Below are 20,220 nucleotides of genomic sequence, written 5' to 3' on the forward strand. Positions count from 1 at the left end.
GCAAGCTCAAGTAGAGCACCACATCTTACCGATGAAGCGAGAGCGAGCGTATCCAAGATGCGTTAAACCAAAACCTAGCAAATATCCCAAGAAAAAATGCCAGTCAGTTGTTAACTGACTGGCATTAAGCCTACCGCTTGGCTTTATATCATTGATAAGTCACGTCATGAAAATTGAAGCTGCATTAAAATCTGATAAGAAAGCCCTAATGCGTTTTTACAAGCAGCAGCATTATTCAGCAAATTTGATGGGATTGGATTCTGTCTATCTTATCAAAGTACATCAAGTCATTATTGCAGCGGTTATTGTTTCATATCTTCATAAAGATAATCAGATAGGTTTCCTTCATGGTCTTGTCGTTGATAATAATTATCATCGACAAGGTTTAGCACAGCAATTATTACGCAAATGCACAGACAGCCATCATCAATTAGTCTGTTTTGTCAAACCTGAATTAGCTCACTTTTATCAACAAAACGAATTTAAACTTGGTCAACTGACTGACCTTTCTTTGGATTTGGCACAGCGGTATAGCGCTTATCAAAACAAATGGCCTGAACTTAATATCTTTATTTACTCTGCGGTTTAATCATTCATTAGCACTATCGTTACAATTTTTTTATCGACTATGCTTTGGTACCCTTTTGTTGGTTTGACTCAACTAATTATATTCATGGTTTGATCTTCATTTTGTTTTACTCATTGCAATTAGTCAGCCCTTTTAAATGATTACCAGAAAAATGGCTATTGTACTTATCACTGCTATTGATATAGTTAGCCAATTAAACTTTTTGTTTAGGGTAGGCAAATTGCAGTTGCACTATAAAGTCTGACATGCTCTTACTATATAATTTTCTGCCAAAACCGTTAGGAGATATATGGACATTTCGCTTCTTACTGATGACCCTTTAGCGATAAAAACGATCGCTCACTGGTATTTCGATGAATGGTGTAAGGATAGTGAACGTTTTACTTTTGACGAAGTTATTTCGAAAGTATCAGCATCTACTAATCATAATACTGCACCTCTTATTATTATTGCGAAAATTGATGGTCAGTTAGTTGGCGCGGCAGAACTAAAACTTCGAGAAATGGATATATATCCAGAGTTTGAGCATTGGCTCGGCGGCGTATATGTCGATAAAAAATATAGAGGACAAAAGGTAGCTTCAACACTAACACAAGAAATAATCGCTTTAGCCCGGCGAATAGGTGTGAAATATTTATACCTTCAAACTGAGGATTTAATTGGCGGATTGTATTTAAGCCATGGTTTTAAACCTATAGAGCGAGTAAATTATAAAGGTATTGATGTACTAGTAATGAGCGCCCATATAGGAGACTAACAACTTGGTCATTTTACCTATCATTTAACGCTAGCCTGCAAAAGAGGCATTCAATAGCACTGGCCAAACTTGAAAAAGCTCTCGACAGCATGGAAAAAAGCTATAGGGTCACCATGATTTTACTATTGATTCATCAAATTGACGCTGCCTATTGGAAAGAATGGGAAATGTTTTATCTTCCAGATGGTTTAAGAGCATTTTTACTTTTCAATGTTGCTGTTATTCCGTTAGTATTGCTGGGCAATCGCAGTGTCATTAAGTTAAGTGAAAGTGCTACAAATTATTCATACCTTTGTGCAGATCTTAGAATAGCAACTTTTATCATACTTAGTGTTTTTATACGTGTGGATATCAACAACTTACCCTACCACTATCGGTAGCAATTATTGGTTTATGCCCGCTGTCTTCACACTGGCTCACCATTGAAGTTAAAAGCATAATCGCTAAAAAGGAAGTGTAAATAAGCAATGAAGTACTTTAAAACACCAAAATTTCTTTTTGAAGTATTGGGTGAAAAACAAACGATATTAGAAGTGACTTGCACGATTATCTTTGCGCTTTTGGGAACAGGGGCAGTTTATTTAATCTCGGATATTCATCTCTCCAATTGGAAAGCGGTTTTGGGCGTATTATTAATCGGTGATATTTTGGCGGGCTGCTTGGCAAACTTTAGCTTTGGAACTAATGAGTATTATGCAAAAAGACCAAATAATCGATTGATTTTTATCGCTATTCACATTCACATCTTAGTCATTGCGTGGCTGCTTTCACAGCCATTTCACGATGCGTTGGTAGTTTGGGCATACACAATAATCTCCGCTTTTATCGTCAATGCTTTGAACGGCAGAACCATTCAAGTTTTTATTGCTGCGAATTTCATGTGCTTTGGTATGTTTTTGTTGATATTCCTTTCATTACCAACTTGGTTCTTCATCGTCTGTATGTTTTTTATGATTAAGGTATTATTTAGCTTTTCCGTCAATCATTATGGCAATTGAAATAGATTTAAGATGTCAGGCTAATTTTTTACAAGTTGCGAATACACTTTCGCCATTCCCTGTTGCGCCGTTGCTTTAATGACCTTTAAGCTTTTGCAAGCCTTTAATGAGTAATTAATACTTGGGGTGGGATCAATATAGTAAATATCAGCATGTGGTTTTGCATAATCAACTAAGCTTGCCGCAGGGTAAACTTGCATTGAGGTACCGATAACGATAACAACATCCGCTTGCTCGACTTCAAAGGCCGCTTTGGGCAAATTAGGTACATCTTCCCCAAACCACACGATAAAAGGCCTAAGCTGAGCGCCTTGTTGACAAGTATCGCCAAGTTTAATGTCTTCATGCCATGGATAGACCAATTGCTTATCTAGGGAGCTTTGGGCTTTTAACAATTCACCATGCAGATGAATAATATACTGACTACCTGCTCTTTCATGCAAATCGTCGACGTTTTGGGTGATCACGCAAACGTCATAATATTGCTCGAGCTGACTAATTAATTGGTGGGCGTTATTACTGGCTACGAGTTTAAGTTGTCGTCGACGTTGATTGTAAAAGTTTAATACCAAGCCTGGATTTTTATTCCAACCCTCTGGGGATGCAACTTCTAGAATGTCATGACCTTCCCATAAACCATTTGCATCCCTAAAGGTAGCAATTCCACTTTCGGCACTTACTCCTGCGCCACTTAACACAACCAATTTTTTACGCGTTTTTATCATCTTTTACCTGGCAATAAAGCTTAAAATACAATTAACTATTAATAAGTTATCGTCGAAAAAACAGCCAAAAGCGAAAATTATTTATTAGGGTAATGGTATTTACTCAGAACTTAAACTAACTTTAATACATTATTCAAGGAGAGTGTTATGTATTTAGTTAGACTAATTTATGCCAGCAAAACTCAAGAAGATTTTGGGCCTCAAAACATTGAGAACATCATTGATAAAGCGAGAGTTTATAATCATCAACACGACATAACTGGCATCCTATGTTTCAGTAATAAGTATTTTCTCCAATGCCTTGAAGGATCAAGAACGTCAGTCAATAACCTTTACCACAAAATTTTGAATGACGACCGGCATAAAGAAGCGTTGATGTTGGAGTACACTGAAATTAGCGAAAGAGATTTTGGTCAATGGGAAATGGGCTATGTCCCTGATTCAAGTTTAACGAAAAAACTCAACCTTCGATTTTCTGGTAATTCTATTTTCGATCCTTTTAAGATGTCTGGTGATAGTGCCCATAAGCTATTATTGGCGTTGAGAGCTAATATTCCAGTAATATAAACCATCTTTTAAGCGTGCGTCTATAGCGCTACAACTATCGCAGTTGTAGCGAACGCTGATTAATTTCTGGCAATTAATGGCTCCGCTATTCTCACTTTTTGGCCCTGTCGGATCCGTTCTCCACCGCGAATAATGACATTATCTCCAGCAGTAATATCACCTTTTACTGAAATCCATTCACCTTGACCTTGGCCAACAGATACAAACACTTTATTGGCTGTTTCTTCGCTAACCGTTAAGACGAAAGTTTCGTTTTCTCTTAAAAATAACGCATCTCTTGGGATCATCACCGCTTGATCAAGTTTCCCTTTTGGCAATGACACGCTAACAGCTGAACCTGCGAATAGCTCAACCCCATCGGCGTTTAATAAGACATTAAAGGTACGTGAACCTTGATGCCCAGCTTTAGACCAACTACGCACAGGAAGCTCCAATAACTTATCTTGCCACTTAACCATGATATGTTTATTGACAGCAATAAAAGGCGCGACTGAAATCGGCGCTGCGACTTGAATGTCTAATTGTTGTGTATCAACAAGTTTTACCAGAGGTCGACCACTGGTAATGAGCTCGCCGACACTGACCATCCGCTCACTGATATTACCGTTGAATGGCGCAACAATTTGAGTTTTGCTAATCAATAACTTGGTTTGTTTGATATCAGCATTGAGCGCTGACACTTCGCTTTGCGCAATGATTAAATCTTTAATAACTCGTTCAAGCTCTGAAACCGACGCATTATTGGCTTTCTTTAATGAGCTTAACCGTTTCTGTTGTTTGCTGAGAAAATCAACATTGGCTTTTTGCTGAGCAACTTTGGCGAGTTGTTTTTCCAACTGAAGCTGCAAGTGACGGTTGTCAATTTGGGCGATGACATCCCCTTTTTTAACCTCATCGCCAACTTCTAGTACCGACAATAATTGCCCAGTAAGTTCTGCTGAAATTGGCGCCTCGTTTCGGCTGACCACATTGGCTGGCAGCCAAATGCCAGGTTGCACTGTTTCTAACTTGGCTTTATCGACACTAACTAGTTGTGCTTTTTGCTCTTGCGCGTAACTATTTAAAGTAAATACTAAGACGAGTAAACAATAACCATAGGGAAAAATCTTATTCATGATGAACTCCTTTAAGCGAGGAATTAGATGTAATTTGAGTTAACGGTTTGAAAGTAAAATCTTTTGCCGTCAGTCTTAACAGGCAGGGTAATAACACAATGGTGAATAGCGTACTAAACGCCAAACCGCCAACAATTACCGCAGCTAAGCCTCGATAGATCACGCTACCCGCCCCAGGCATCAGCAATAGCGGTAACATACCGAAAAAGCTAGTGGCAGTACTCATAAAAATTGGACGTAGTCTTAGCAATAACGCTTGCTTAACCGCTTTTTCACGATCTATGCCCTCTTTTTGCGCTAAGCGAGTTTGATGCACCAACAATATTGCATTGTTCACGACAAGCCCAAGCAAGATAACAAAACCGATCATGGTTAATAGATCCAGGGGCTGAAAAACAAAAACGTTGAGTAGTTGTACCGCCAATATGCCCCCCACTGTCGCTAATGGAATGGTGATCACCACCAGTAAACTATCTTTTGCTGATTTAAATAACGCTGCCATTAATAAAAACAAAATAATCAAAGCAAAAGCAAAATTTTCTGACATGACCTGAATGGCTTTTTCTAATTGGTCTGCACTACCGCCGTATAAAATATTACCGTCTTGAGGAAGTGATGCTCGTAACTTAGGCTCTACTTTTTCTTTAAGCACGGCAATGGTTTGTTCAAGTGACCACCCTTCTGGTGGGCTAACATTTAAACTAATGGTACGATTGCCATCGATACGATTTAACCGCGATGGCCCAACAGTTCGGTTGATTTCGACTAACTCCGATAACGGTGTTATCGTGCCACGATTGGAGACTAAAGGAACGTCCGCCAAACTGTCTGGGTTTTGCCAATCGTTAGAGCGCAGAATGACATTTAACCTTTTAGTACCGTTAAAATATTCTCCAACAAACAAACCATCGCCAAGCGTCCTAATTGTCCGGCCAAGATCACGTCTATTCCACCCTTGCTCAAGCATGTTTCTATCATTGGGTATCAAACGCAATTCTGGCTCTGCCATTTCCGGTGCCGGATTTGCATTGACACGGACGCCTTCAATAGCCTCCTGCACCCATAAAACCCCATCTCTTGCCGCACTCTGTAACGCAATAGTATCCTTTGATTGCAGTTGTATCGTCACTTGCCTACCACCACCAAAACCACCGAACAAGTTACCTTGAAAAGCAAATGCTGTGGTATCAGGTAAGTCAACCAAAATCTCATTACGAACAATCGACAGTAACTCTTCCACTCGGTTTTGATCTTGAACTCTAACACCTAAGTTGCCACCAAAAGGTCCAGTAAATAAGTAATAGTTTTTTAACGCGGGTTCTTTAGTACCATTCATGTAAGGTTCAAGCCTAGCAATAATCGGTTGGACAATTTCATGTTCAATTGTCTCGATATTGGCTCCTGGAGGAAAACGTAAGTTGGCATCAATAGCATCGCGTTTCACTGGCGGTAAGTAATCTAATGTTGGCATCGCCAGATAAGAAACAAGCACGGGAACAATTAATAAACTGGCGGCAACGGTCAACCGTTTAATGCGACTATTGGTTAATTTCAAAACAAACGACGTAATAAATTCCCATGTTTTTTTATTCGGATCATCAGCGGCATGTTTGGGTAAATAGTATTTAGCGAGTACAGGCAAGAGTACAACCGCCACGACTAACGAAATCGACACCGCTATGGCAATAGTCAAGGCTAAATCGCCAAACAATTGCCCTTCAATGTCTTTTAAAAAGAATACTGGTAGAAATATTGCCACAGTCGTCGCTGTTGACGCTAATAAGGCCCCCCATACTTGTGCAGAGCCCACCTCTGCACTTTGATGGGCGTCCAAACCTTTGTCACGCATGCGCAAGATGTTTTCTAAAACCACAATCGCAGCATCTAACACCATACCAACAGCAAACGCTAAACCTGCGAGTGATATTACATTCAACGAACGGCCGGTTATTTCAAGTACAATAATAGTGGTTAATAAACTAATCGGAATTGCCGTGGCAATAATGAATGTTGCTCGCATTCGCCTGACAAAAAACCACAGTACCGACAATGCCAAAATAACTCCGACAAATAAGTTGCTGGTTACCAAGTTAATTGCTCGATAGATAAATACTGAGGCATCAAATGATTGCACCATAACTAATTGTCTGTCGGCGAGAATTTCACGATTCATGTCGTCAACTTCTTGCTTAACTCGCTCAAGTGTTTCTAAAACATTAGCACCATTGGCTTTATCTATACGGATACTAAAAGCAGGATTACCATTTTGCACTGCGATGCTGCGTTTATCACTGCGCGCTAATTTAACCGTTGCCACATCACCAAGGGTAATGTTTGCACCATTGCGCGACACTAAAATAAGATCAGATAAATCTTCGATAGGATATTTACCATTAAACCTTAATGTGTATTGACGCCTACCGACATCAATAAAACCTCCTGAAACATCATTAGTTGCTGACACGAGTGCGATTAATTCAGGTATTTTAATGCCATATTCTGCAACTTTGATCGGATCAAAACGGATCTGTAGTTCCTCTTGATTTTGACGATTAAAGGTTTGTACGCCTGCTACGCCCTCGATGGCTTCAAGTCTAGGTCTAATCACATCATTGGTAAAATCAATGTATTCGTCGATTTCTTGTTTATTTTCAGGTAACGCTTGTAGGAAAAAGTAAGTTAACGCTGGGTTTGAACCACCAAAACCACCTAACATTATTCGAGGTGGCTGCGCATCGCGAGGTAAATTGGCAACACGAGTCATTCGACTAATAACTTCGATTAAGGTTTGCTCCATATTGGTATCAATACCAAATTCCAAATTTATAAAGCCAGCACCACGATTTGCAAAGGCATTCATTGACTTCAACCCAGGAATACCTCGCAATACTTGTTCTTGCGGCTCCAATAATTCAGATTCAACTTCTAAAGGAGATGCTGCTCTCCATAGGGTTTGAATGGAAATCCTTGGGTTTTCAATGTCAGGAAAGAGTTGTACAGGCAATTTAAATAAACTGAGTAAGCCCAGCAGTAATATAAAGGCAATAGTCACCGCAACGCCAGCAGGACTTGTTAAAGCAGTTGAAGTAAGCTTCATAGTAAACCTCGTCACCCAAGGTAGGTATCAATGAAGGTTACAATAGAAGCCAAATGCTTAGCGTGCGAGAAGAGATACGACTAACTAACACTTATATCGGTTTAATGACAGCTTCGAAATGTTTTGATAAAGGTTGTTGACAATTTGCAACAACTTTACAAGTCATACTACATTCTTAACGGAATTGGTATTTCTCAGCGTTCAAAGCGTGTAGATCATTAGAGGTTATTTTGTTAGCTATTGATGATGTTTTAATACAAGACTGAGCTGCCCTCTGGAATGAATTAGTTGAGCTAGTTCAAAAGACCAAAGTAATAACTATAAAGCCCGTTTACGCTTAAACTTTTCGTTAACCACCTGCTTTTGATATTCAGTAAGTTCCAAATAGGTCTCAGCGGTTAACGATTCGATTGGTGAGCGATAACTGATATCACGTAACCATTCGATGTTATACGGACATTTGTCGATAAGCTGACGAATACGTTCTATCACTTGCTGCCTAGTAAAATTAAGAGAAACTCCTTGATAAAACAAGGCTTGTGCAAATTGCGTCGGGGTGACGCAATAAAGAGTAGATGTTAGTGGCTCAATAAAAGCGCGTTCAAAAGCTGATACAGCTAAGTTGGCTTGAGGTCGAGGAAACTCAATCGTCCTATGATTAAGCTTCATTTGACGACCAGAAACTAGTCGGGCTCCCCATTTTTCAAAAAACTTAATCAGATAGTTGCGTTGACCGTACGACAAGAGGTCATAATCATTGCGAACATACCAATTATCATCATAAATAGTGACTAACGGTAGTTTGTCAACGCAATATAAATTTTTGTCTGCATTAATATGCTCGTATTTCATAGGAAGCCACTTCGTCGTTTACGTTTTGTTAAACCTCGAAGGCGTATTGAACTTTTACGGTTGATTTGTGTTCGAATTAACTACATGTTAATCGCGGCACTTGTGATACGCATCGTTATGGTAAGCACAGAGCACGTAAAGCTACCGCATCCTGCTATCGCAATGTACCTACATCCATGTAGGCAACAAAACGTAACACACTGTTAAACGAATCGAAAAGACCACATTTCTGAATTTTTTCGCTGCGTTATCGTTAATTCATGTGGAGTAACCACATTACATTGACGCTACTCTTTATAAAAACAGCATCAATTGCTGCAAAAATAGCCACTAACGGTCAACACGCCTAGCTAACTTATCGCTATAATGGTTCCCTACGTTTTAAATCTCCACTAAGATCACATTAACAAATAAAGGCTATTTACGCTTGTTGTTAAACACCAAAACGAAGCGATCGGTTTTGCGGCGAATCGTTGGGTTAAATGGTGATATCATCCGATCATCTTGGCTATTTGCTAATAGTTCGCTCTGTTCAATTAACTCGAAACCAAACGTTGAAAGCTCTTTAATTACATAGTCTTTATCAATTCGATGTAAGTCTTGTGAATGCTCGGTGCCTGTACCTTGTTTGGCGGAATGATCGACAATCACTAACTTACCGCCTATCTTTAAGGCTCGTTTAAGCTGGCCGAGGAAATTTGGCTTATCAATATCCCATCCTTGTGCTTTATGGTAAAGATCGTGGTAACCCAAGATAAAAAATATCGCATCAAATTGTTCAGCGCCAAAATCTAAGTCGTCTGTTTCTCTGTCATGTCTGATGACATTCTTTAATCGTTCATTAGCGAGTCTAGCCACCAACTCCTTTTCTACATAGGGCATATAAGCGTTGTTATTATGCAAATATACTTTACCTGATGGCCCAACTAAATCACTCAAAATTTCACTGTAGTATCCTGAACCACCAAGGACATCCGCCACTATCATACCTGGTTTTATTTCTGCCAATGTTGCTATTTGAGGACCTTTACGTGATTCATCAAGCTCAATATCCTTGCTACTTCGCTGTCCTTCTAAAAATTTAAATTGTTCATCAAAAGCTAATGCCATTTGACTAAACATCATCATAGTGAAACTAAAAATCACCCCTTTAATCATTACCCGTTTCATAAAATCTCCGCAGTCAATAGTGACGCTATGTAAAGTTGTTGAACATAAATAAATGTTATCGAGTAATTAATTCAATATATTTGGCACCAAAGGCGTAAACAGGGTGATAAACGGTACATAATTACTGATAAATACGCTTGCTCAATGTTGTTACCACCTTTTACTCAGAGCACAAACCTTATATAGTATTATTTGATTATTTTGTTTATGGTATTTATCGAGTAGGTCAAATTGAATCAGTCGAATAAAACAACTAACCATCACGATAAACCTAAAAAAGCTGGTGGTTTTTCTTCATTAAAATCTACGCTTAAGCATATTGTCCAGAGTCAGCAGCCTCAGACTAATATCAAAAACCTACTGAAGGCAAACCAAGATAAAGGTTTCGATTGTCCAGGGTGCGCTTGGGGGGATCAGAAAGAAGGCTTGCTTCAGTTTTGTGAAAATGGTGCTAAAGCAATTGCGTGGGAATCAACCAGCAAACAAGTGGACGCAAGTTTCTTTAAACAACATTCAGTAAGTTATTTAGCCAAACAGAGCGATTATTGGCTAGAGTTTCAAGGGCGTTTAACCGAACCTGTGCGCTATAACCATCAGACTGATCATTATCAAGCCATTAGTTGGGATGAAGCGTATCAGCTAATTGCCAAACATCTTAATAATGTTAGCCCAAAGGAAGTTGAGCTTTACACTTCAGGCCGAGCTAGTAATGAAGCTGCATTTACCTATCAACTATTCGGCCGATTACTTGGCACCAATAATTTTCCAGATTGTTCCAACATGTGTCATGAAGCAAGCGGCGTTGCTTTAAATGAAAGTATCGGTATCGGCAAAGGAACTGTCGTTTTGGACGACTTTGAGCATGCCGAAGCCATTTTTGTCTTTGGTCAAAATCCTGGAACTAACCATCCTAGAATGATGAACGCGCTGAGGAGCGCTGCTCGTCATGGCTGCAAAATAATTTCATTTAATAACTTAAAAGAAGTCGCACTCGAGCGTTTTGCTAGCCCACAAGATCCTATTGAGCTATTAACCCCAAGCGCAACCACGATAAGTCATTACTATTTTACGCCAAAACTTGGTGGGGATATGGCTGCAGTGCGAGGAATGGTTAAACATTTAATCGCATTTGATCAACAAGCACTCGCCAATGGCGATGGCTCTGTTATTGCTCACTCGTTTATTGAACAACATTGTTCAGGATTAACGCAATACTTAAATGAAGTTAACAATACGAGTTGGCAAAAAATAGAGCAGCAGTCGGGATTAACTCAATTTGAATTGAAACAAGCAGCAGAAATATTTTTACATGCCAAAAACGTCATTTGTACATGGGCCATGGGGATCACTCAACACAAACATTCTGTTGCGACCATTCAAGAAATTGTCAATTTACAACTTCTGACTGGAAATATAGGTAAAAAAGGTGCTGGCCTATGCCCGGTTAGAGGCCATTCCAACGTACAAGGTAACCGAACCGTCGGAATTAATGAAAAACCCAAAGCAGAGTTTATTGACGCTTTAATGAACTTAGTTAACCAACCTTTACCTTATGAACCGGGCCATAACGTTTATCATGCAATTCACGCTTTACTGCGTAAAGAAAGCAAGGTGTTACTGTGTTTAGGTGGTAATCTTGCTGCTGCAGCGCCGGATACCGCACAAACATGCCAAGCGATGAGTAATGCACTACTCAATGTCCAAATTAGTACTAAGCTTAATCGCAGTCATCTGTGTGTTAATCATGACAACCAAAATAGCGACAGTTTAATTCTACCATGTTTAGGTCGTACCGAAATAGATATTCAACAAAGTGGTCCGCAGTTTATAACCGTTGAAGATACTTTTAGTATGGTTCATGCCTCACAAGGTAATGTCGAGCCGCTGTCGCAACAACAACGTTCTGAACTATCGATAATAGCAGGTATCGCAAATGCAACTATTGGTAGCACAATTATCGATTGGCTTAAATTAGCGAGTGATTACAACCAGGTAAGAGAGATGATAAGTGCCACGATCCCTGGTTTTGATGATTATAATCAACGTCTTGAGCGTCCCGGAGGCTTTTACCTAGGCAACAGTGCAGCAAATTTAGATTGGCAAACCCCACAAGGTAAAGCGATATTTTCTGTCAATCCTTTGCCGGAGAAGTTAATCGCGGAGTCGTTTCAAACCAAGGAACAACAACAGTTATTTACACTACAAACTCTGCGTTCCCATGATCAATACAACACCACTATTTATGGGATGCATGATCGTTATCGAGGCATTAACAATCAACGCAACGTAGTATTTATCAACCCGAAAGATGCCAAAAAACTTGGGTTTGAAGATGATGATCTTGTTGACATTACATCGATATGGGAAGACAACACACAACGAACCGTTGAAGATTTTCGTATCAAGTATTATGACATCCCCAAAGGAAATTTAGCGGCCTATTACCCAGAAACTAACCCTTTAGTGCCGTTAGATAGTATTGGAGATCGATCTTTCACACCAACGTCAAAAGCTATCGCTGTAATGCTCAAGAAAAAAGCTGATCAGCGTATTATTTAAGCGTTTTTGACATAAATTCAATGAACAACATAACAACACTATTTAATCTACTTTCGATTAAATAACGGGTTCAACGATAAGGAGAACTATGGAATATTCAACATTAGGCAGTAGCGAATTATCAGTTTCTCGAGTATGTCTTGGTTCAATGACTTGGGGTATTCAAAACAATCAACTCGATGCTGATCAACAAATCAATTATGCACTATCGCAAGGCGTTAACTTTATTGATACCGCAGAAATGTATCCTGTTCCCCCTAACAAAAATTCCTATGGACATACAGAAAATATCATTGGCCATTGGTTACGAGCAAATCCCAACAAGCGTAACCAAATAGTTATCGCAAGCAAAATAGCGGGCAGTGGCTTAAACTATATTCGCCAAGGTAGCGCAATTAGTGGTAAAACCATTACATTGGCCGTGGAAGAGTCATTAAAAAGACTTCAAACAGATTACATTGATTTGTATCAATTACATTGGCCAAATCGAACCTCTCCTCATTTTGGCAAACACTGGCCTAATCAAGTGCCTTTTAGCGATACTAATGGTGCCTTGCATAAAGAACAAATGCATGAAATCCTTTCAGGTCTGCAAGACTGTATTAACGCTGGGAAAATCCGTCACTGCGGATTATCAGATGATACCCCATGGGGGATCAACACCTACTTGACCTTAGCAAAAGAATTTAACTTGCCGAAAATGGTTTCTATTCAAAATGAATTTAACCTGTTACACACCAAAGACTGGCCATATTTAATTGAAAACTGTATTCATGAAAATGTAGCCTATTTACCTTGGTCACCCTTAGCTGGCGGTATGTTGTCGGGTAAGTATTTGCACGGACAACGACCTCAGGGTAGTCGATGGACGTTAATGCAGCGTCATGGCTTATTTAGAGACACCGAAAGTTCAGAGCAAGCCATTGCATCATTTTGCAATATCGCAAAAAAACATGGATACAGTGCACCGGAATTAGCGCTGACATGGTGTGATCAAGTCGATGGCGTCACCTCAACGATTATTGGCGCGACGAGTCTTGAGCAACTAACTGAAAATATTAATGCATTTACTATGTCGTTATCAGAAGAGGTAAAAATTGATATAAACAAATGGTTAAAACGCTACCCTAGCCCTTTTTAAACAACAGCATACAACCAAATGGGCGAACTATGTTTGCCCTTAGCAATCAACTAATCGTTGTTGGAATTGCTGGTATTCAAGGTGATGCTTCACTGGCAACTGAGCTAGATTAATACCTCGATATAGCCTCGTTGCACCACAAAGATCATTGGATTTCATCTTTGTTTTAACTAAGTAAAATTGGGCTTCAGTTGATTTTTTATTATCCTTTGCCAGTTGAGCAATCTCAATTGTTCGCGCTAAAAACTGCTCTGCTTGGCTGATATTATTAAGCTTAAAGTTGATGTCAGCGATATTATATAAAATCACCGCTTGCTGTTGCTGATTTCCTAGTAAAGTACCCCATTCAAGCGCCTTTTGCCAATAATTGAGCGACTCCTCCAAATTACCAAGCTGATTAGCTGCATGTCCTAAATTTCCTGTTAGCTCCATCATGAAACTTTCATCAGGGCTTTTGTGATACTTTTGCTCTAAGTCTTTTAATAAGTCATAAGCTTGCTGATATTCATTAAGCTGCATTTGTAAATTTGCAAATATCACTAAACGCATTGGCGATGGATAGGCTTGATTCATCATCGCGAGACTATCTTTAGCAACTTGATAAGCTTGCTTGCTACTTTCCCTATTACCAACAAACCAAGCAGCTTTGGCATAGTAGATATTAACCGTTGTTTTAAACGCTAAAGGAAGATCTTTCTTATCCAACCAACGCTTTGTTTCTTGATAAAGTTGATGTCTTTGTTGCAAGTTGAATAACGAATCAAATCGATATTGCAATAAGTTAAAGAAAAGTCGACTGTTAGCTGGCGCTTTATCAAGGATAATATCTAAACGCTTTAAACAATCATAGGGTGATGTTTTGCAGGTTTTTTTAAGATCTGACAGGTTGATGGTTTGTTTATTTAAAGATTCGGACGCTTGAACAGTTAAAAGAGAAGTCGACTGTGCCGTCAATAAAACAAATGCACTAATACGCCAACAGTCCCCAAACTTCATTTCGACTAACTCTTCAATCCATAAAACAGCTTCTATACTACCCTGTAATTTGGCTTTGGCAAGTTTTTGTATATTGTTAAACAAAGATTGTTGAGTTAACTTGCGCTAAATCAACAATCTTTGTTTTATTTAATAATGAAAAAGACGACAGTCTTATATTGACGAGCTAGTTATTGACGAATGTGACCATCGCCAGCAACCAGAAATTTTTCCGTTGTTAACGATTCTAACCCCATTGGACCATAAGCGTGTAACTTAGTCGTCGCTATACCAATTTCAGCGCCTAAGCCAAGTTGGCCACCGTCTGAAAAGCGAGATGAAGCATTCACCATAACCACCGACGCATCAACAGTGCGCTGGAATCGTTGCGCTCTAACGTCACTTTCTGTACAAATAACCTCGGTATGGTTACTACCAAATCGATGAATATGCTCAAGTGCATCATCAAAACTATCAACCACTTTAATGGCGATTTCTAACCCTAAGTACTCTTCACCGAATTCATCATCGTTTAAACGCTTGGCGTTTTCAAAATAACCAATAGCCTCAGAGCACGCATTGATCTTCACCGCATGCTCTTTAAAAACCTTCGCTGCCATCGATAAAAAGTCATTAGCGATATCTTTATGAACCACTAATCCTTCTAAGGCGTTACAAACACCTGTACGTTGGGTTTTCCCGTTGACCAACAAATTCAACGCTTTATTCAAATCTGCATATTTATCAACATACAAATGACAAACGCCTTTAAAGTGTTGAATGACGGGGATTTTACTATTGTCCGTAACAAAGTTAATCAAGCCTTCACCACCACGAGGAATGATAACATCGATATGCTCTCTTTGTTCCATTAAATCCATCAACAAACTTCTATCGGCTTTTGGAACAACGCTAATAAGTGCTTCGGGCAAACCAAATGATACTAGCGTTTTACGTAAAATATTAGCGATAGCCATGCTCGAATGAAGCGCTTCTTTACCACCTCTTAAAATTATCGCATTACCTGATTTAAAGCATAACGCCCCAGCATCTGATGTTACATTAGGTCTAGCTTCATAAATCATACAAACAACACCTAACGGCATACGCATTTTACTGATTTTCAAGCCGTTTGGTTGTTCACCAATTTCACGAAGTTTACCCACAGGATCCGGTAACATAGCGATAGCTTCAATGCCATCAGCCATCGCCTGAATGCGATCATCATTTAACAACAAACGGTCAAGCATAGCGCTGGATAAATTATCCTTAGTTGCTTGTTCCATATCGAGTTTATTAGCCGCTAAAATATCATCTTTTTCAGCTCTAATCGCTCCGGCCATAGCCAATAAGATGTAATTTTTTTTACTTTCGTCAAGTTCTACTAATGAACGAGCTGCTTGTGCAGCTTGCTCGGAAATTTCTTTAATTAACTTCATGCGTCCTCCAAAACGGCTAAATGCTCAGTTGAAATGATAGCGGTGTTCTGCGGATGAAAATGATCTTTATGATCACTATCTGCTTGCTCCTGCGATACATAATTTAAAAGACAACTGCTGTACTTGGTTTGCGCTTTTGCCACCCATTTACCATCATCGGTTGTCACTAATATGGTATCTCCAGCCGCAAATTGCCCTTTTACTTCAACAATATTTTCACTGGTTAACAGTTCACCGTTATCTGTGAGATCTGTTTGACTTTCATCAATGATCACTTCACCACTTTCTCTAACAGTATGTGTCATCCAGTGCACGGTTGGCGGCAATGGGTTATTACTTGGTAAAAATCGCGTACCTGGATTTTCATTATCAAGTAAGGCAGTAAACGATGACGCGTTAAACCCGTTAATAATGTAGGTGTTAATGCCATGAGCCGTCGCTTTCTCGGCTGCTTCAATTTTAGTTTTCATGCCTCCGGTGCCAGTATCACTTACGGCTCCGCCTGCCATTTGATAAATCAAAGGCGTTATTTCAGGCACTTCGTTGATCAAGAATGCATCTTGATGTTGATTGGGATTTTTATTATACAAGCCACTAACATCAGTGCACATAATCAACGTATCAGCATCAATTGCGGCCGCAGCCATTGCCGATAAATTATCGTTATCACCAACCTTTAGTTCATCAGATGTCACGGTGTCGTTTTCATTGATAATTGGCATAATATTATTAGCCAATAACGACTCAATAGTTTCTTTGATACTTAAATAGCGTTCTCTGTCACAAAGATCGCCATGGGTCAGCAGTATTTGTGCAAGCGGCATCTCTAATAGCTCGTCCCATACGGCCATCATGTTAGTCTGCCCTGCTGCCGCCATTGCTTTTTTCATTGAGGTTGTTGGCTTTGGGCAATCAAATAAATGATTGCCGGCTGCCACCGAACCTGACGACACTAAAATAACCTGAATGCCCTTTGCATTGCAGGCATGAATAAAGTGCGCAATATTTTTTAGATACTCGGTACTACATCCTTGCTTTTCAGGTGCAATTAATGCACTGCCAACTTTAATCACAAGTCGTTTGGTATCAGTAAAAGACATATGTCCTCTTTAATTAAGATGTGTGTTCAATAAGTTGTTGATTTACATGGTCGAACATTGCTTTCACATGTTCTTCTGGTTGTTGAGTTAAGATACTAACCAACCAAATTGATGCCGAGCTAACAATAAATCCAGGCACCATTTCATAAATCACGTTACTAATCGTCGTGCCGTCTGCAAATATGGGAACATAGATTGAAAACAATACAGTTAATGCCCCAGTTACAATACCAGCTATTGCGCCAGCATAAGTGATTCGTTGCCATAGTAAGCAAAACAAAATCAACGGACCAAATGCTGCGCCAAATCCTGCCCAAGCGTTACTAACAATAGACAAAATACTGTTTGATGGATTCCACGCCATCATTGCAGCAATAGTTGCCACTGCAAAAACGCATACTCGACCAATTTTTACTAGCTTTTGTTGGCTCAACTCTTTCGCACTATATGTTCGATAAATATCCTCAGTTAAAGAACTTGAAGACACTAATAACTGTGAAGATATTGTACTCATTACCGCCGCTAATATCGCCGCTAACAGAAAGCCACTGATTAACGGATGAAATAAGACATTTGAAAAGAAAACAAATATCGTTTCTGGATCGCTTAAGTTCACGGCAAATTTGTTGACATAAGCTACACCAACCAACCCCGTCGCTAAGGCACCAACAATCGTAACCGTCATCCAACTCATGCCAATACGACGCGCTACTTTGATATTTTTAACGGAATCAATTGCCATAAATCGAACAATAATATGAGGCTGACCAAAATAACCTAAGCCCCAAGCCAAACTAGAAATCAACGTAACAAAGGTCAAATTAGTTAAGCTCTCGCTCCAGGAAGGAATATCTTGCATCGAATACGCCAACATACTGGCCGAATCATCGAAATAATTAAAAGCAACTATGGGTACCATAACCAAAGCGATAAACATGATCACGCCTTGAACAAAGTCAGTTAAGCTGACCGCTAAAAAGCCACCTAGCAACGTATAAGCAACAACAACAAGCATTGTTACGGCAACGCCTAATTGGTAATTAAGACCAAATGCTGATTCAAACAGCTTGCCACCACCTACGAGGCCTGCAGATGTATAAAAGGTAAAAAAGATAATAATAACCACTGCAGAAACAAGCTTAATGACACCGTTGTTTTTACCAAAGCGTTGTCCGAGAAAATCTGGCAAGGTTAACGCATCATTTGCTACTTCGGTGTAAACGCGAAGTTTAGGTGCAACTAACTTGTAGTTTAACCAAGCGCCAACTACTAAGCCAATCGCTATCCAGATAGTACTGAACCCTGAAACAAACATTGCTCCGGGAAGTCCCATCAACATCCAGCCACTCATATCAGATGCACCTGCAGATAATGCAGTTACATGAGGGCTCACTTTGCGTCCGCCGAGCATGTAACCAGATAAGCTTGACGTTGAGCGCTTAGCTGCATACAGGCCTATGGCCAACATTAATATAAAATATAAAGATAGGGTTAAATATGTATAGTACATTACTTAGATGCTTCACCATTTGTACTGAATTTATAAAGTTTATAGAAAGGATAGAAAATATAAGTGCTTAAAATTAACCAAAAACAAAGCAAACCAACTGAATTTCTAAATGTTTTTTTACATGCATTTTTACTAGAACGTAAATTCTTTAACATTTTAACGTACGACATTTAATTTCACCTCTATTAATTAGTGTACTAACTATTATGATGACCAATCTAAAATGAAAGATCAAGTGCATTGCTCAATAAAGATCCTTTTATTTGGCTGGTTATAGCTAAATAAGGAAAATTTTGTATTTAAAAAGAACTTTGTTAGTATTGTAATTATTAGTGTTTAAAAGAGTTTTATGAATGGAAAAGTATGAGGAATTGTTGGTATCACTTCGCCAGGTGATACGTGCGATTGATTTGTATTCAAAGAAGTTAAGTAAAGAAACTGGGTTAACCAGCCCTCAACTACTCGTGTTGCAAGCTATCGCTAATCACGATGATGCGATGGTAAAAGAAATCGCTGAAACCATTAATTTAAGTTCAGCAACGATCACCAGTATTTTAGATAGACTGGAAAAACGAGAGTTAGTGATCAGAAAGCGCTCAACAACGGATAAAAGAAAAGTTGGAGTAACGCTTACGCCATTAGGTGAAGAAATCATTAAAGATTCCCCAAAACCTTTACAAGAGCACTTTATTACCCGTTTTGAATCAATGCAAGATTGGGAGCAATCACAAATGGTCGCCACCATGCAACGCATTGTTAGTATGATGGACGCAGAAGGATTAGATGCATCACCGGTTTTAGAAGTCGGCCAGATACATCAAGGCAGCATTTAACTTCAAAAACTTTACTGCAAAAAAACATCAACTGCGGCTTTAACTTAGCTGCAGTTTTTATTTGTCGCTGTACAATCAACCCATTTGGGTTATTGATAGTCTTTAAGACTCAAGCCCTCTTTCTTACAAACGTCAATTATCTCTGGCAATAAAGCCATTTTGCGTAAATATTTACGTAAGTTAGGAAAAGATAATGGCGGCATGGCTATTTCATCTCCCCAAACGGCCAGCATAAACAAAAAATGATCACAAACAGTTAATTTATCACCTAAAAGATAGGGATTAGTTTTTAATTGATTATCCAACAATTGAAAAATATCAGCGAGCCTTTGCTCCTGAGTTTCAACAATATCTTTCAATACCTCTTGGTTTTTAGTGTGTTTTTCAGGATAAAAGTAAATCATGAGTTCTGCTTGTAAGGTATTGGTTAAATACATCATCCATTGAAAAAACTGCGCCCTTTTCGGATCGCCTACTTTAGGAATAAGCCCTCTCTCGGGGTGTGTCTCAGCCAAATAAATACATATAGCAGAACTTTCAAAAATTATTTGTTCACCAAGTATCAGTGTCGGAATTCTGCCAGCAGGATTTAGCGCTAAGTACTCTGCCGATTTTTGCGCCTGATTTTTTCGATCCACCAAGTGTAATTGATAGTCGACATTTAAGGCTGCTAAAACGAAATGAGGTGCCATGCTGGCATTGAGCGGATAATAGTAAAGCTGATACATGACAATTCTTAGTTAAAATGGCGATAAACCTGGCCAGTAAATGAAAACCATAGCTTGAAGCGTTA

Annotated in this window: 18 protein-coding genes; 8 read left to right on the forward strand and 10 right to left on the reverse strand. The window is 39.2% G+C overall.

Annotation, left to right across the window (positions count from 1 at the left end):
* Positions 1–166 precede the first annotated feature (166 nt).
* The 4 genes from ACSLUH_RS01870 to ACSLUH_RS01885 all read left to right on the forward strand — a co-directional run bounded on the left by ACSLUH_RS01870 (position 167) and on the right by ACSLUH_RS01885 (position 2,344).
* A complete protein-coding gene (locus tag ACSLUH_RS01870) occupies positions 167–589 on the forward strand; it encodes a GNAT family N-acetyltransferase (protein WP_448564019.1) in 423 nt (140 codons plus the stop codon).
* Between the two features lie 289 nt (positions 590–878).
* Positions 879–1,346, forward strand: coding sequence for a GNAT family N-acetyltransferase (locus ACSLUH_RS01875; protein ID WP_448564021.1), 468 nt, complete (start codon positions 879–881; stop codon positions 1,344–1,346).
* Positions 1,347–1,435: 89 nt separating this feature from the next.
* Positions 1,436–1,726: a DUF6713 family protein gene (locus tag ACSLUH_RS01880; protein WP_448564023.1), complete on the forward strand. Its 291-nt coding sequence runs from the start codon at positions 1,436–1,438 to the stop codon at positions 1,724–1,726.
* A gap of 87 nt (positions 1,727–1,813) precedes the next feature.
* Entirely contained in the window at positions 1,814–2,344 is a 531-nt protein-coding gene (locus ACSLUH_RS01885; protein WP_448564025.1) for a hypothetical protein, read from the forward strand.
* A gap of 20 nt (positions 2,345–2,364) precedes the next feature.
* On the opposite strand, the gene ACSLUH_RS01890 is transcribed toward ACSLUH_RS01885, so the two are convergent.
* Positions 2,365–3,069 carry an SIR2 family NAD-dependent protein deacylase gene (locus tag ACSLUH_RS01890; protein WP_448564027.1) on the reverse strand — a complete coding sequence of 235 codons (705 nt, stop codon included), beginning with the start codon at positions 3,067–3,069 and terminating at the stop codon, positions 2,365–2,367.
* Positions 3,070–3,216: 147 nt separating this feature from the next.
* Here ACSLUH_RS01890 and ACSLUH_RS01895 point away from each other — a divergent pair, with 147 nt between their 5' ends.
* Positions 3,217–3,636, forward strand: a complete 420-nt coding sequence (locus tag ACSLUH_RS01895; RefSeq protein WP_448564029.1) for a BLUF domain-containing protein — start codon at positions 3,217–3,219, stop codon at positions 3,634–3,636.
* A gap of 59 nt (positions 3,637–3,695) precedes the next feature.
* On the opposite strand, the gene ACSLUH_RS01900 is transcribed toward ACSLUH_RS01895, so the two are convergent.
* From ACSLUH_RS01900 to ACSLUH_RS01915, 4 genes are all read right to left on the reverse strand, one after another.
* Complete coding sequence (locus ACSLUH_RS01900; protein WP_448564031.1) at positions 3,696–4,751, reverse strand: efflux RND transporter periplasmic adaptor subunit; 1,056 nt, start codon at positions 4,749–4,751, stop codon at positions 3,696–3,698.
* On the reverse strand, positions 4,744–7,848 hold the full coding sequence (locus ACSLUH_RS01905; RefSeq protein ID WP_448564033.1) for an efflux RND transporter permease subunit: 3,105 nt from the start codon (positions 7,846–7,848) through the stop codon (positions 4,744–4,746). The genes ACSLUH_RS01900 and ACSLUH_RS01905 overlap by 8 nt, the downstream gene beginning before the upstream one ends.
* Positions 7,849–8,166: 318 nt before the next feature.
* Positions 8,167–8,700: a hypothetical protein gene (locus tag ACSLUH_RS01910; RefSeq protein ID WP_448564035.1), complete on the reverse strand. Its 534-nt coding sequence runs from the start codon at positions 8,698–8,700 to the stop codon at positions 8,167–8,169.
* A gap of 417 nt (positions 8,701–9,117) precedes the next feature.
* Complete coding sequence (locus ACSLUH_RS01915; protein ID WP_448564037.1) at positions 9,118–9,870, reverse strand: class I SAM-dependent methyltransferase; 753 nt, start codon at positions 9,868–9,870, stop codon at positions 9,118–9,120.
* Positions 9,871–10,101: 231 nt separating this feature from the next.
* Here ACSLUH_RS01915 and ACSLUH_RS01920 point away from each other — a divergent pair, with 231 nt between their 5' ends.
* Together ACSLUH_RS01920 and ACSLUH_RS01925 are read left to right on the forward strand one after the other, a co-directional pair.
* Positions 10,102–12,429 (forward strand): FdhF/YdeP family oxidoreductase, encoded by a 2,328-nt coding sequence (locus tag ACSLUH_RS01920; RefSeq protein WP_448564039.1) that lies wholly within the window; start codon positions 10,102–10,104, stop codon positions 12,427–12,429.
* Positions 12,430–12,517: 88 nt separating this feature from the next.
* Entirely contained in the window at positions 12,518–13,570 is a 1,053-nt protein-coding gene (locus ACSLUH_RS01925) for an aldo/keto reductase (RefSeq protein WP_448564041.1), read from the forward strand.
* 39 nt (positions 13,571–13,609) lie between these two features.
* On the opposite strand, the gene ACSLUH_RS01930 is transcribed toward ACSLUH_RS01925, so the two are convergent.
* From ACSLUH_RS01930 to putP, 4 genes are all read right to left on the reverse strand, one after another.
* Entirely contained in the window at positions 13,610–14,650 is a 1,041-nt protein-coding gene (locus ACSLUH_RS01930; RefSeq protein WP_448564043.1) for a tetratricopeptide repeat protein, read from the reverse strand.
* Positions 14,651–14,736: 86 nt separating this feature from the next.
* Entirely contained in the window at positions 14,737–15,984 is a 1,248-nt protein-coding gene (locus ACSLUH_RS01935; protein WP_448564045.1) for a glutamate-5-semialdehyde dehydrogenase, read from the reverse strand.
* Positions 15,981–17,084: a glutamate 5-kinase gene (gene proB / locus ACSLUH_RS01940; protein WP_448564047.1), complete on the reverse strand. Its 1,104-nt coding sequence runs from the start codon at positions 17,082–17,084 to the stop codon at positions 15,981–15,983. The genes ACSLUH_RS01935 and proB overlap by 4 nt, the downstream gene beginning before the upstream one ends.
* A 13-nt stretch (positions 17,085–17,097) precedes the next feature.
* Positions 17,098–18,594 carry a sodium/proline symporter PutP gene (gene putP / locus ACSLUH_RS01945; RefSeq protein WP_448564049.1) on the reverse strand — a complete coding sequence of 499 codons (1,497 nt, stop codon included), beginning with the start codon at positions 18,592–18,594 and terminating at the stop codon, positions 17,098–17,100.
* Positions 18,595–18,947: 353 nt separating this feature from the next.
* Between putP and ACSLUH_RS01950 the strand changes: the two genes are divergently transcribed.
* Positions 18,948–19,427 (forward strand): MarR family winged helix-turn-helix transcriptional regulator, encoded by a 480-nt coding sequence (locus tag ACSLUH_RS01950; RefSeq protein ID WP_448564051.1) that lies wholly within the window; start codon positions 18,948–18,950, stop codon positions 19,425–19,427.
* 89 nt (positions 19,428–19,516) lie between these two features.
* Here ACSLUH_RS01950 and ACSLUH_RS01955 read toward each other — a convergent pair whose 3' ends face one another.
* The gene (locus tag ACSLUH_RS01955; protein WP_448564053.1) at positions 19,517–20,155 is read right to left on the reverse strand and encodes a glutathione S-transferase family protein; all 639 of its coding nucleotides are present in this window, start codon (positions 20,153–20,155) and stop codon (positions 19,517–19,519) included.
* Positions 20,156–20,220 lie beyond the last annotated feature (65 nt).

It is taken from the genome of Thalassotalea ganghwensis (genome assembly GCF_053485795.1).

Excerpts from the sequence above, each read along its gene's own strand:
- putP (WP_448564049.1), bottom strand. The coding sequence starts at position 18,594 with ATGTACTATACATATTTAACCCTATCTTTATATTTTATATTAATGTTG.
- proB (WP_448564047.1), bottom strand. The coding sequence starts at position 17,084 with ATGTCTTTTACTGATACCAAACGACTTGTGATTAAAGTTGGCAGTGCA.
- ACSLUH_RS01955 (WP_448564053.1), bottom strand. The coding sequence starts at position 20,155 with ATGTATCAGCTTTACTATTATCCGCTCAATGCCAGCATGGCACCTCAT.
- ACSLUH_RS01880 (WP_448564023.1), top strand. The coding sequence starts at position 1,436 with ATGGAAAAAAGCTATAGGGTCACCATGATTTTACTATTGATTCATCAA.
- ACSLUH_RS01910 (WP_448564035.1), bottom strand. The coding sequence starts at position 8,700 with ATGAAATACGAGCATATTAATGCAGACAAAAATTTATATTGCGTTGAC.
- ACSLUH_RS01900 (WP_448564031.1), bottom strand. The coding sequence starts at position 4,751 with ATGAATAAGATTTTTCCCTATGGTTATTGTTTACTCGTCTTAGTATTT.
- ACSLUH_RS01905 (WP_448564033.1), bottom strand. The coding sequence starts at position 7,848 with ATGAAGCTTACTTCAACTGCTTTAACAAGTCCTGCTGGCGTTGCGGTG.
- ACSLUH_RS01895 (WP_448564029.1), top strand. The coding sequence starts at position 3,217 with ATGTATTTAGTTAGACTAATTTATGCCAGCAAAACTCAAGAAGATTTT.
- ACSLUH_RS01870 (WP_448564019.1), top strand. The coding sequence starts at position 167 with ATGAAAATTGAAGCTGCATTAAAATCTGATAAGAAAGCCCTAATGCGT.
- ACSLUH_RS01890 (WP_448564027.1), bottom strand. The coding sequence starts at position 3,069 with ATGATAAAAACGCGTAAAAAATTGGTTGTGTTAAGTGGCGCAGGAGTA.
- ACSLUH_RS01875 (WP_448564021.1), top strand. The coding sequence starts at position 879 with ATGGACATTTCGCTTCTTACTGATGACCCTTTAGCGATAAAAACGATC.
- ACSLUH_RS01935 (WP_448564045.1), bottom strand. The coding sequence starts at position 15,984 with ATGAAGTTAATTAAAGAAATTTCCGAGCAAGCTGCACAAGCAGCTCGT.
- ACSLUH_RS01950 (WP_448564051.1), top strand. The coding sequence starts at position 18,948 with ATGGAAAAGTATGAGGAATTGTTGGTATCACTTCGCCAGGTGATACGT.
- ACSLUH_RS01885 (WP_448564025.1), top strand. The coding sequence starts at position 1,814 with ATGAAGTACTTTAAAACACCAAAATTTCTTTTTGAAGTATTGGGTGAA.
- ACSLUH_RS01925 (WP_448564041.1), top strand. The coding sequence starts at position 12,518 with ATGGAATATTCAACATTAGGCAGTAGCGAATTATCAGTTTCTCGAGTA.
- ACSLUH_RS01915 (WP_448564037.1), bottom strand. The coding sequence starts at position 9,870 with ATGAAACGGGTAATGATTAAAGGGGTGATTTTTAGTTTCACTATGATG.